Below are 11428 nucleotides of genomic sequence, written 5' to 3' on the forward strand. Positions count from 1 at the left end.
GCGATGGAAGCTCCCGCCTGGCGCATCGCGGGAAGCTCGGTAACGGGCTCGGCGCATGCGTCTGCGGGGCGGAAATGCCAGGACCGCCACCGCGTCGAAGTGACGCGCAAGGGGCTGTTGATCGCCGTGGTTTCGGATGGCGCGGGTTCGGCGCAGTTTGGCGGCGAGGGGGCCGCATTGCTGTGCGATCACGTCGCGACGGCATTGGCGGCGCTGCCTGCTGGGGAGCCGAAGGCGGGCCGTGCGGCGCTGTTGGCTGCGTGCCGGGCAGTGTGCCGGGGCGTCGCCTCGGCGCGGGCGGTTGCCGCCACCCTCGCGGCCGAATGCGATTGCGGGATCGAGGCGTTTCACGCGACTCTGGTCGGCGCCGTAATGCTGCCGGGGGAAGGGGGGCTGTTCTTCCATATCGGCGACGGCGCTGCGCTGGCCCTTGGTAAGCAGGGCTGGACGCTCTCCGCTCCGCGCAACGGCGAATATGCCGATACGACTTGGTTCTTCACCGACGCTGCCTGGCGCAAGCGGCTGCGCTTCACGCGGATCGGCGCCGATGCCGAGACGGTCTTCGTGATGAGCGATGGCGTGACCGAACTCGGCCTCAAGCATAATGGTGCCGGCGCGGAGCCGTTCATGCCCTTTTTCGAGCCGATCGGGCGCTTCCTGGCGCAGGCCAGCCGCGAGGAAGGCGAGCAGGCGCTGACGGCGACGCTCGACAGCGAGGCGGTGCGCGCGCGTACTGGTGACGACAAGACCTTGATCTGGGCGCAGGCGCAGTGAGCGAGGTCTATCTCGGTCGCGGCAGCGGGAGGCGGATGCTGCGGCTCGGCAAGCTGCTCGGCGAAGGCGCTTCGGGCAAGGTCTATGCAGTCGAGCAGCAGCCCGGGATTGCTGCGAAGCTGTATCACACGCCCGAAGAGGCGCGGCGCTACGAGGATAAGATCGAGGCGATGCTCGCCCAGCCGCCCGATTTGCTGCCGGCCGCGCGAGGTGGCGTGCATTATCCGCAGATCGCCTGGCCCCGAGCCAAGCTCCACAATCGCAGCGGCGATTTCATCGGCTTTCTGATGCCCGAGATCGATTTCGCGCGATCGACCAGCCTGGTGAATTTGCTCCAGAAAAACAGCCGCAAGCTGGAGAAGATCAGCGAATATTACGGCTACCGCGTGCTCGTCGCGCGCAATCTCGCCGCAGTGTTCGCCGAATTGCACCGCGCCGGGCACCATATGGTCGATCTCAAGCCCGCCAATCTGCGCTTCTATCCCGAAGTGAGCTGGATGGCGGTGGTCGATGCCGATGGCTTTAGCATCGCCGGGAGCAATGGCCGGCTGGGGGCGCTCCAACTCAGCGACGAATATATCGCGCCCGAGAGCTGGAACCGGCAGCCGGGCGAGTTGGGGCTCGATCAGGACCTGTTCGCGCTGGCGGCCATCATCTTCCAATTGCTCAACAACGGCGTGCATCCCTTTGCCGGCACGATGGCGGGGAGCAAAGCGACCGACCTGCAAACGCGGATCATGGAGGGGCTCTACCCATATGCGATCGCCCCACGGCCCGGCCTGACGGCCAGCACGGCGAGCATCCACCGCATGTTCCGCCGGGCGACGCGGGCGATGTTCGACGCGGCATTCCTCACCCAGAAGCGGCCGAGCGCTGCGCAGTGGCGCGACCATCTCGACGAACTGGTCGCGCGCCTGACTCCCTGCGCGGCGCGCCCCGGCGAGCATGTCCATTTCGGCGCGGGCTGCGGGTTTTGCGGGCATGAGGCACGGATCGACGTGGTGCGCGCCGCGCCGCGCCGGGCGGTCCAGCCGCGCCGAAAACTGCCCCCGCCACCAGTGGCGCGTCCGGCGCGCATGGTCTCCCACGCTGGCAGCTATCCTTATCGTGCACGAACGCCGGGGATGGGCAGGTCGCTAGCGAAGCTCGCCTTTCACGGCTCGATGGCGCTCGCGCTGTTCGCCGGGTTCGCATTCGTCTCCGATCAGATCTGGCAACAGATGACGGCGCGCGAGGCCCATGCTGCTCCTGCCATGGCGCAGGCAAATTTCGGCGGTGCAGTCACGCCTCTCGACCAGCCACGCGACTATCTGATCCTGCCGCCGGCGGGCGGCCAAAGTACGGCATTGCGCGAGGGCCCGGGCGAGAAATACATGCCGATGGCAAGCCTGGGCCGGGACGAAGAGCTGTTGGGGACTGGGTCGGCTATCTCTGCGGGCGGCGTTCGCTGGCTCCTCGTAACCGGCGCCCAGGGCATGTCCGGCTTTGTCGAGGAGAGTGCGTTGATCGAACGGGACGCGGTGGTAGCGCCCATCGAATGCCGCGATGGCAAGATCTGCACCGAAACGATGGTCGAGGTGAGCGAACGCCAGATAAACGCGCGGTATCGTGAGCTGCTCGGACGGTCGGGTCCGGCTGCTCGCAGGCATTTGAAATCCGGGCATCGTGCGTGGGAGGCGCGGCGTCTCGCCTGCATCGGTGAAGTGCTGCCAGCGCCTTGCCGCCGACGGGCGGCCATCGAGCGCCTCTCGACACTCGACGATTTCGCGATTGGCGGCCGCGGCGCGTGATCACGCGGCGTTTGATGCTGGGCGGTCTCGGCGCGACAGCCGTCGCCGGGAGGGCGGTGGCCGCCGCGCGCGCGCCGCTGGTGCTGGCGGCCGCGAGCCTGCAGGAAGCGATGAGCGCCGCCGCCCACGCCTGGGCTGCGAAGGGGAATGCGCGCCCGGTCTGTTCCTTCGCAGCATCCTCGGCACTGGCGCGCCAGATCGCGGCGGGCGCCAAGGCCGATCTGTTCATCTCCGCCGATGAGGCCTGGATGGACCATGTCGAGCGGCGCGGACGGATCGTGCCGGGCAGCCGCGTGGCGTTCCTTGGCAACCGGCTGGTGATCGTCGAGACGAAGGGCCTGCGCGGCCGTTATGCGTTTCCGCCAAATCCGACCCTCGCCGATCTGCTTTCCCAGGGCCGCATCGCCATCGCCGATCCAGATTCCGTGCCGGCGGGGCGCTATGCCCGGGCCGCCATCGAGCGCGCGGGGGCATGGCGTTCGGTCGAGCCGCGGCTGGTGCGCGCCGAAAGCGTACGGGCGGCGCTGGCGCTGGTCGAGCGCGGCGCCGCGCATCACGGCATCGTCTACGCGACCGATGCGCGCGCTGCCAAGCGCACCCAATTGATCGGCACCATCCCAGCCAACGCCCATCCCCCGATCCGTTACCCGCTCGCCCGGCTGAAAGCCTCGACGAGCCCCGACGCGGAACCATTCCGCCGCTTCCTGATAAGCGCCGCCGGCAAGGCGATCTTCCAGCGCTTCGGCTTCATCGCGCTGTGATGCCGACGCCGGAGGAATGGGGCATTGTCGCGCTGTCGCTCAAGGTCGGCGGCGTGGCGGTATTGGCGTGTCTGCCGCTGGCATTCGCGCTGGCCTATCTCCTCGCCCGCGTCCGCTTTCCGGGCAAGGTCCTTGTCGATGGGCTGATCCATTTGCCGCTCGTCGTTCCCCCTGTGGTGACCGGCTGGCTGTTGCTTCTAGCCTTCGCGCCCGATGGGCCGGTCGGCGCGTGGCTGGAGGCCTGGTTCGGGGTGAGCGTGCTCTTCCGCTGGACCGGTGCCGCGCTTGCCGCCGGAGTGATGGCGCTGCCGCTGATGGTCCGCGCAATGCGGCTGTCGATCGAGGCCGTCGACCAAAGGCTCGAACAGGCCGGGCGCACGCTCGGGGCGAGCAAATGGCGCGTGTTCCGCACGATCACGCTGCCGCTTGCCATGCCAGGCGTGATCGCAGGCGTGGTGCTCGGCTTCGCGCGCGGATTGGGTGAATTCGGCGCGACGATCACCTTCGTCTCGAACGTCCCCGGCGAAACCGAGACGCTGCCGCTCGCCATCTACGCCGCGCTCCAGACGCCTGATGGCGAGGCGATGGTGCTGCGGCTTGCGGCGATCTCGGTGCTGCTGTCGCTCGCTGCCCTGATCATTTCCGAACTTGTCGCGCGCCGCGCGGGCAGGGGGCTGCATGTCCTTTGACGTGGACATCATCAAGATGCTCGGCGACGTCGAACTCCGCTGCCGCATCGAACCGGTCGAGGGTATCACCGTGCTGTTCGGGCCTTCGGGTGCGGGCAAGACCAGCGTGCTGAATATGGTCGCAGGCCTAATGGAGCCAGACTACGGCCATATCCGCGTCGCCGGAGTGACGCTGTTCGATGAAGACTCGGAGCCGTGGAATTACGGTAGTCTTCCTGTCGAGCGGCGGCGCGCAGGCTATGTATTCCAGGAGCCGCGGCTGTTCCCACATCTGCGCGTCCGCGCCAATCTGCTCTACGGGCGCAAGGATGCGGGCCTCGACGTGGACGATACGATCGCCTTGCTGGGTATCGCGCACCTGCTCGATCGCTGGCCGCGCACGCTTTCGGGCGGCGAGGCCCGGCGCGTGGCGATCGGCCGCGCCTTGCTGTCGGACCCGGCGTTCCTGTTGCTCGACGAGCCGCTCTCCTCGCTGGATCGCGCCCGACGCGAGGAAATCATGGCGTTGCTGGAGCGGCTGCGGGATTCGCTAAGCCTGCCGATCCTGATGGTGACACACGACCGCGAGGAGGCGGCGCGGCTGGGGACGCGGATTGTCGAGATCTAGGCGGAAGCCGCCAGGATCGCCGCCAACGCCTTGTTGAGCGGCGTGGCGATCCCGTGTTTCTCGCCAAGCCGCACGATCACGCCATTGCGCGCTTCCAGCTCCATCCGGCGGCCTGCCATCCGGTCAGCCTGGAGCGAATTGATCGAATCCGGATGCGCCATCCGCGTCCATTTGACGACCTGGTCGGCGAGCTTGTCGGGCAAGTCGGCCCCCTCCATGCGGCCGACGGCGATGCATTCGCGAACGAGCCCGCGCATCACCTCTGCCACGCCCTCGTCATTGGCAACTTCGGCCGCACGCAGCGTCAGCGCACTGACGATTCCCGAGCAATTGATCGCCAGCTTGCGCCACGCCGCCGTCGTGAAATCGGGCGTGGTCTGAGCGTCGATCACCGTCCCCGCAAACAGGGCGACAAGCGCCTCGCCATTGGCATCGTCAGGCACCAGGATCGTGCCGTCGCGGCGCTGGACCAGCCGGCCCGGCGCAGTCCGCTCGGCGGGAAGATCGATGATCACCGGAACGGTGCGCTCTCGGGCGACCATCGGAAAGCGCTCGCGTTGCTCGACACCATTCTGGATCACCGCCAGCCGCGTCTCCGTGCCCATCAGCCCAGGCAGCCACACCGCCGCGGAATCGCAATCATAAGTCTTGGTCGTGCACAGCACCCAATCGACTGGCCTCGCATCCGCCGGATCGGTCAACACCAGCGGCGTGGCGCGGATCGTCCCGTCTTCGCGCTCGACCTCCAAGTCGCTGAGCGGCGTCCGTGCGCAGACCGTCACGTCATGTGCCTGCGCCAGCCAGGCCGCCAGCGTGCCGCCGATCGCGCCGGCGCCGATAACTGCTATCCGCGCCATCAAATCCCGCCCAGATAATCCCGCTTGCCTACCGGCACACCCTTCATCCGCAGCAGCGCGTAAGCCGTGGTTACGTGGAAATAGAAGTTGGGCAGCGCGAAGCCGGTAACATAGCTGCGCCCGGTAAAGCGCAGTTCGTTGCTGGGCAGCTTGAGCACGATCTCGGCATCCTCGCGCCCATCGATCTGCTCGCGCGGAACCGATTTGAGAAACGTGACCGTCGCCGCGATGCGCGCCTGAAGCTCGGCAAAGCTTGTTTCCGTGTCCGGCATCGCCGGCCCTTCGATCCCAGCCAGCCGCGCCGTGGCAAGCTTGGCGCCGTCGCTGACGCGCTGAACCTGGCCAGTCAGCGGCGCCATGTCTGCATAGAGGCGCGCATTCAGCAACTCTTCGTGCGGCATGCCGTGCTCGTCCGCCCAGGCGCGGCCCTTGTCGAGAAAAGCCGCCATTGCCGCGAAGCCGCGCAGGAAGACGGGGACGGAGATGTCATAGAGTTCTGTGGTCATGCCGCAGGAGGTACGGGCATAGGCGCGGCAAGTCGAGGGCAGGCCGAGAAGTCCCTTGTCTCGGATATTTGGATGCGTGACACTTCACGCCACGGGGAGGGCGTGACACCTCACGCCACGGGGAGGGGTTCCTATGACCTGGTTGATTCGCGCGCTTGCCGGCGCTGCGGTTGTGCTCGCCACGCCTGCGGGCGAGGCATGGGCACAAAGCGCGCCTTGCGCTGGCACCGTCGCGTCCGTCGGGCAGGCGCATTCGGTGCTCCCGGCCGGGACGGCGGTCGAGTTCGAATTCGTGGCACCGCTCAGCTCGAAGACCAGCAAAATCGATGAATTCTTCGCCATTCGTGTGACCGTGCCAGTTATGATTGATGGGCAGACCGTCGTGCCCGCGGGCACGCAGGGCTTCGGCCAGATCGTCCATGCCGCAAAGGCGGGCGGGGCGGGCAAGGCAGGCGAGCTGATCGTCGCCGCGCGCTGCCTCGAATTGAACGGCGCGCGGATACCGCTGCGCCGTTTTCGCGACCGGGGCATCGGCACCGATGCGCGCGAGGGCGCGCTGGGCGTAAGCATGGTCGTGCCCTTTGCCGGCTTTTTGGTGAAGGGCGGGGAAAAGATCATCGCCGCCGGATATCGTGGCAATGCGATCGTCGCGGCGGACACGCCGATTGCCCAGGCGAACTAGTTCGAACCATTTTCAGGAGGGGGAAACCATGAGGAAGACAATCGCAATCGCCACCGCTCTTATGGCTGTCGGCATCGCCGGGCCTGCGTTGGCGCAGGAGGCGACCACTGCCGAGGCACCGCTGGTCACCAAATCAGGTGCGATCGGCGAGGCCCCGGCGGACAAGGCACAGGTGATCTTCTGGCGGCCCGGCACGCTGATGGGCGCCGCGCTCGGTTGCACCGTCCGCGAAGGCGAAGGCATTGCCGAGGCCGAAGTGGCTCGCCTCGGCTCGGGCAAATATTGGGTGCATCTCGCCGAGCCCGGCAAGCATCTCTATTACACGACCGGCGAGGCAACCGACCGGCTGAACATGGAGCTCGAAGCCGGCGAAACCTATTTCGTGCGCTGTGCGATCGGGATGGGTGTCATGTCCGGCAGGGCGCAGGTCTCGCCATCGGACCGTGCTGCTTTCGCCAAGAAGGCCAAGGGCATGAAGCTGTGGGATGGCGGCGACAAGGCCAGCGGCAAGAAGTAATCGCGTCATGACGATCAGCGCCGCCCGCCGATCCGCCGCCGGGCGGCGTTTCGTGCCCGAACAAGATGCCCCTTTCGGAAATTGTGACGGCAGGCCAAAAGCCCGCATGGATTTCGACGCGCTCCTCCACCATTATTTCGGCACCGCTGATCTCGAGCAGGTCACGGAGGGCGCGCTGGAGGACGGCCGGCATCGCCTCGAAATCGACTTCCGTACCGAACGCGATTCCGGCCGAAAATTCGCCTTGTGGACGCTGATGGACGCGCTGGGCTTCGCGCCGTTGCCGGCCGAAGCATTCGAGAAAGACGCAGCGCTGCGGCGGGCCGCGGAGGATTATCTCAGCGCGGTGTGGAAGATGGGCGAAGACTGAAGCAATTGCCCTCCTGGATTTTCCGGCTAGTCTGCCGGGCAGGGGGATTGAGAATGCAGCGGTTTCTCAAGCGGTTGGCGGCGCTAGCTCTGTCGGTGTCGGCGCCCGCGCATGCCGAGTGGTTCGAAGCGCGCACCAATCACTTTCAGATCTATGTCGATGAGAATGAGGCGGGGGCGCGGGACTTTGCGACCCGGCTTGAGCGGTTCGATATGGCGTTGCGCCTGCTTTACAATGTCGCGGACGATCCCGACCGCCACGCAGTGCCGGTCCGCATCTTTGCGCTTCCCGTCGAACGGTTCGGCACCGTCGTGGGATATTATCAGTCGCAGATCGCCGGTCCGGTGATCTTCACGGCGCACATGCCCGATGTCGATCGCAAGGCAAAGCCGGGCTCGTGGAGTTCGCAGACCGTGCTGCTCCACGAATATGGCCATCATTTCATGTTCTCGAATTATCCGCTGGCTTACCCCTATTGGTTTGGCGATTACGTATTTGACAAACCCAATAGGAAAGCGTAGATATTACGGCATAGGAGCAATGCCGTTATGTCCGTTCTTTCCCAGCCCCGCTTTCACGACGAAGCCGCAGCCTTCGCGTATCTCGAAGGCCTGATCTGGGCGGACGGCAAGGTCTGCCCGCACTGTGGCGTTGTGGACGGTCGCATGTACGATCTGGCGGGCGTTCGCGGTAAGCCGAGCAAGAAGAACCCGGAAGGCGCTATCCGCCACGGCCTCAAGAAGTGTGGCGAGTGCCGCAAGCAGTTCACGGTCAAGGTTGGCACCGTATTTGAGGACGCGAAGCTCCCGCTCCACAAGATGCTCCAGGCCGTTCACCTCGTGATGTCGAGCAAGAAGGGCATCAGCTCGCACCAGCTCAGCCGCATCCTCGAAATCCAGTACAATTCGGCGTGGTTCCTCTCGCACCGTATTCGTGAAGCTATGCGCTCTGGCGACCTTGCTCCGTTTGGTGGCAACGGCGGCGTTGTCGAAGTGGACGAAACCTTCATCGGTCGCCTCAAGGGCACTGAGAAGAAGCGCGCGTTCCACCACAAGATGAAGGTTCTGGCGCTCGTGGACCGCGAGACGGGCCGCGCTCGCACGATGGTAGTGGACAACGTTAACGCCGCGACCCTCATGCCGATTGTGCTTGAGAACGTGGCTCGCGAAGCGCGCATCATGACCGACGAACACAGCGGCTATCGCTTCCTCAAGGATCATTTCGCGGGCCACGGCACGACCAGCCACGGTCGCGGTGAGTATGTGAACCTCACTGACCGCACGATCCACAGCAACACCGTGGAAGGCTATTTCAGCATCTTCAAGCGCGGCATGAAGGGCGTTTACCAGCATTGCGGCGAGCAGCATCTGCACCGCTATCTGAGCGAGTTCGAGTTCCGCTACAACAACCGCACCGCGCACGGCGTTGATGATCGCCAGCGCGCCAACAACGCGCTTATGGGCATCGTCGGCAAGCGGCTCACGTACAAAACAACTGACGGCCAAAGCGCCTGATTTCGGTGTGCCTCGAAAGGGGCGGCAATACCTATTCGCATTCATGCGGAAGGGTTGATTCCGCAGGCGATCTATGCTAGCAGAGGGTGCCAGTCTGATCCGGTGAAGGCCGGGGTAGGTCTGGCACCTTTTTTATCGGATGATGCCCATTCCACGCGGGTCCGCAACATTAGTGACGCGGCGGCTGCAAGGCTTCAATTCCTCGTACATGGTGTCGTATCCAAGGACGGTTCTGCTGGCGATTGGTCGCTCCATGCGAAGCAAGGCGTAGGCACAAAAATCAGCGAGCTGAATAAAGAACGACGCCTTGGAATCCTTGAAAATTGGATCCTCCACGCAGTTCGACAGGGGGATACTTTTCATGGCCTTGTTCGTCCCTATCCATCTGCCAAAGCGGCTGGGGATCGGATTGTGAACGCGCATCCGGCGAATTCGCCGGGTCATTTCCGCCTCTTCGCCTTGATCGAAGAAAAGCAGCACATTTTCCTTCTTCGCCTGCGCGGTGCGGTTCAGGCGATTCATAAGGCGCTCGAAGGCGTAATGCTCGTTTGTGTTGCAGCTGCTCATCACATTGAAGCGCTTGCTGTTCGCTATGAAGCGGAGCACCTTGCGGAAAATTTCCGCTCTCTCTGGTTTCAAGATCGGATGATCCGCGATCTGGCCTTTCCCCGCCGCGAACTTCCAAGCATGAAGTTCCTGGGCTATATAGATGCCGTGTTCGTCGCGAAGCTGGCGGCGGAAATCCTTAACCTTGCCAAAGGTGTCGGTCCACAAATCGCCCTTAATGATCAGGGCGGTGTAGATGTAGAATTTTCCGCTGTCTTTCGACTCATCAATGTAGGCGAACCACATGACCGCAACATCTGACAACTGCGCGCAGAGTCAACTCGACAAGTTCAAGCAAGCCGCGCGCGAGCTTGAGACGGACGACGACGAGGCTCGCTTTGACGAGCGGATGAAGAAGCTGGTGAGGCATAAGCCGGTGGAGAAGCCGGAGTGATGTTCCTGCTTTGGAGCGTCGCCGCGTTTGTCGCCGCCATTTACTGCATCGCGCGCGCGGTGGTGGATATCCGCCAGCGTAAGTACGTGTGGGGCGCGCTCGGTATCGCGAGTGCCGCCACCTTCCTGCTCACCCCGATCCAAACACATGCCGTTAAAGTGGACCTGCCGATGTCAAGTACGCGCTAGGTTTGTCAAATACGTAATCGCCATTGGTTTGCCGAGGGTTTTGCCGAGTTCAACGCCAACGTCACCTTCAATCCCGATTCCTCGCTGACGCTGGGGCTGCCGGCCAATTATCGCGGCGAGGCTCTGAAGAGCGGCGGCACCCTGTCATTCCGGCAATTCTTCGAGCCCGAGAAGAACGGCTATGGCAGCCGGCCAGACCTGATCTACGCCCGTGGCTGGCTGATGACGCATTATCTCGTCCTTCACCCGCAGCGCAAAGGCCAGTTGGCGGTCTATCTCTCGGCGATGAACCGCGGTGCGACCAGCTTGGATGCCGCGACCAAGGCCTTTGGAGATCCCAAGTCGCTTTACGAGGAAGTGATTTCCTATGGCCGCGGGCTTCTTGCCGCCCCGTTCCGCATCCCGCCGCCCGACAAGCCGGTAGAGGTCAAGCTGCGTCAGCTTTCCAAGGGCGAAGCTGCGATGATCGAGATTCATGCGCGCTCGACCAATGGCGTGAGCAAGCACGGCCAGCTCGGTCATGCGCTGAGTGCCCGCAAGATCGCCGAGAAATATCCTCAGGATGCCATCGTCCAGCTCCAGCTTGCCGAGGCCGAGTTCGTGGCGAGGCGTTATGACCGGGCCGACAGCGCGGCGGACGCAGCGCTTGTGCTCAAGCCCGATCTCGCGGGCGCGCTGATCTATAAGGGCAGGGTGGCGCTTCATGATGCGATCGAGGCCAAGGCGACCGATCCTGCGGTGTGGACGGCGGCGCGCGCCTGGCTCCTCAAGGCGAACCGGCTCCAGCCCAATGCGGCGCTGCCGCTCTATCTATATTATCAGAGCTTCATCGCGGCGAAGGCCAAGCCCAGCGCTGGCGCGGTCAAGGGCTTGTCACGCGCGCACGTCCTGTCGCCGGAGAATCCGTCGATCCGCGTCGCGCTCGCCCGGCAGATGCTCGAAGATGGCGACGGCACATCGGCGCGCAGCCTGCTCCAGCCGATCGCATTCGAACCTCACCATCGCACGCAGGAGAATGTCGCGCGCAAGACGATCGACCTGATCGATGCGGGGAAGGCGAAGGAAGCGCTCGCGGTGCTCAAGGGCGACAAGCCCGAGGATGAGAATTCGGACGGCTGAGCGGACCTAACCGCAAAGAGAAAGCCGCCGCCCGGTATCCCGGACGGCGGCTTT

At 64.4% G+C, this 11428-nt stretch carries 16 protein-coding genes; 13 read left to right on the forward strand and 3 right to left on the reverse strand.

The window, feature by feature from the left end; all coding sequences use genetic code 11:
• The first annotated feature begins 3 nt into the window (after positions 1-3).
• Genes ACZZZM_RS09555 through ACZZZM_RS09575 form a run of 5 tightly spaced genes read left to right on the forward strand, consistent with a single transcriptional unit; the run spans position 4 to position 4621 of the window.
• The gene (locus ACZZZM_RS09555; protein WP_463594870.1) at positions 4-774 is read left to right on the forward strand and encodes a PP2C family serine/threonine-protein phosphatase; all 771 of its coding nucleotides are present in this window, start codon (positions 4-6) and stop codon (positions 772-774) included.
• Positions 771-2564, forward strand: coding sequence for a hypothetical protein (locus ACZZZM_RS09560; protein WP_463594871.1), 1794 nt, complete (start codon positions 771-773; stop codon positions 2562-2564). The genes ACZZZM_RS09555 and ACZZZM_RS09560 overlap by 4 nt, the downstream gene beginning before the upstream one ends.
• 14 nt (positions 2565-2578) lie before the next feature.
• Complete coding sequence (modA, locus tag ACZZZM_RS09565; protein WP_463596416.1) at positions 2579-3325, forward strand: molybdate ABC transporter substrate-binding protein; 747 nt, start codon at positions 2579-2581, stop codon at positions 3323-3325.
• A complete protein-coding gene (gene modB, locus ACZZZM_RS09570) occupies positions 3325-4014 on the forward strand; it encodes a molybdate ABC transporter permease subunit (protein WP_463594872.1) in 690 nt (229 codons plus the stop codon). Before modA ends, modB begins: the two co-directional genes overlap by 1 nt.
• Positions 4004-4621: an ATP-binding cassette domain-containing protein gene (locus ACZZZM_RS09575; protein ID WP_463594873.1), complete on the forward strand. Its 618-nt coding sequence runs from the start codon at positions 4004-4006 to the stop codon at positions 4619-4621. The genes modB and ACZZZM_RS09575 overlap by 11 nt, the downstream gene beginning before the upstream one ends.
• On the opposite strand, the gene ACZZZM_RS09580 is transcribed toward ACZZZM_RS09575, so the two are convergent.
• Both ACZZZM_RS09580 and ACZZZM_RS09585 read right to left on the reverse strand, forming a co-directional pair.
• Positions 4618-5478, reverse strand: a complete 861-nt coding sequence (locus tag ACZZZM_RS09580; RefSeq protein WP_463594874.1) for a 2-dehydropantoate 2-reductase — start codon at positions 5476-5478, stop codon at positions 4618-4620. The two genes, ACZZZM_RS09575 and ACZZZM_RS09580, sit on opposite strands and share 4 nt — an antisense overlap.
• Positions 5478-5984, reverse strand: coding sequence for a DUF1993 domain-containing protein (locus ACZZZM_RS09585; RefSeq protein WP_463594875.1), 507 nt, complete (start codon positions 5982-5984; stop codon positions 5478-5480). Before ACZZZM_RS09585 ends, ACZZZM_RS09580 begins: the two co-directional genes overlap by 1 nt.
• A gap of 133 nt (positions 5985-6117) precedes the next feature.
• On the opposite strand from ACZZZM_RS09585, the gene ACZZZM_RS09590 reads away from it, so the two are divergent.
• From ACZZZM_RS09590 to ACZZZM_RS09610, 5 genes are all read left to right on the forward strand, one after another.
• Entirely contained in the window at positions 6118-6666 is a 549-nt protein-coding gene (locus ACZZZM_RS09590; protein ID WP_463594876.1) for a hypothetical protein, read from the forward strand.
• Positions 6667-6694: 28 nt separating this feature from the next.
• Entirely contained in the window at positions 6695-7183 is a 489-nt protein-coding gene (locus ACZZZM_RS09595) for a hypothetical protein (RefSeq protein ID WP_463594877.1), read from the forward strand.
• A 106-nt stretch (positions 7184-7289) separates the two neighbouring features.
• A complete protein-coding gene (locus tag ACZZZM_RS09600) occupies positions 7290-7553 on the forward strand; it encodes a hypothetical protein (RefSeq protein WP_463594878.1) in 264 nt (87 codons plus the stop codon).
• Positions 7554-7606: 53 nt separating this feature from the next.
• Positions 7607-8074, forward strand: coding sequence for a hypothetical protein (locus ACZZZM_RS09605; RefSeq protein ID WP_463594879.1), 468 nt, complete (start codon positions 7607-7609; stop codon positions 8072-8074).
• Positions 8075-8101: 27 nt separating this feature from the next.
• Positions 8102-9067: an IS1595 family transposase gene (locus tag ACZZZM_RS09610; RefSeq protein WP_463594880.1), complete on the forward strand. Its 966-nt coding sequence runs from the start codon at positions 8102-8104 to the stop codon at positions 9065-9067.
• Between the two features lie 132 nt (positions 9068-9199).
• Here the strand turns inward: ACZZZM_RS09610 and ACZZZM_RS09615 are convergent, their stop codons facing one another.
• Positions 9200-9919 (reverse strand): DUF3800 domain-containing protein, encoded by a 720-nt coding sequence (locus ACZZZM_RS09615; protein WP_463594881.1) that lies wholly within the window; start codon positions 9917-9919, stop codon positions 9200-9202.
• Between ACZZZM_RS09615 and ACZZZM_RS09620 the strand changes: the two genes are divergently transcribed.
• From ACZZZM_RS09620 to ACZZZM_RS09630, 3 genes are all read left to right on the forward strand, one after another.
• The gene (locus tag ACZZZM_RS09620) at positions 9918-10067 is read left to right on the forward strand and encodes a hypothetical protein (RefSeq protein WP_463594882.1); all 150 of its coding nucleotides are present in this window, start codon (positions 9918-9920) and stop codon (positions 10065-10067) included. The genes ACZZZM_RS09615 and ACZZZM_RS09620 overlap by 2 nt on opposite strands.
• Positions 10067-10255, forward strand: a complete 189-nt coding sequence (locus tag ACZZZM_RS09625; protein WP_463596417.1) for a hypothetical protein — start codon at positions 10067-10069, stop codon at positions 10253-10255. The genes ACZZZM_RS09620 and ACZZZM_RS09625 overlap by 1 nt, the downstream gene beginning before the upstream one ends.
• Positions 10256-10477: 222 nt before the next feature.
• On the forward strand, positions 10478-11374 hold the full coding sequence (locus ACZZZM_RS09630; protein ID WP_463594883.1) for a hypothetical protein: 897 nt from the start codon (positions 10478-10480) through the stop codon (positions 11372-11374).
• The last annotated feature ends 54 nt before the right edge of the window (positions 11375-11428 follow it).

It is taken from the genome of Sphingomonas sp. AC522 (assembly GCF_979258125.1).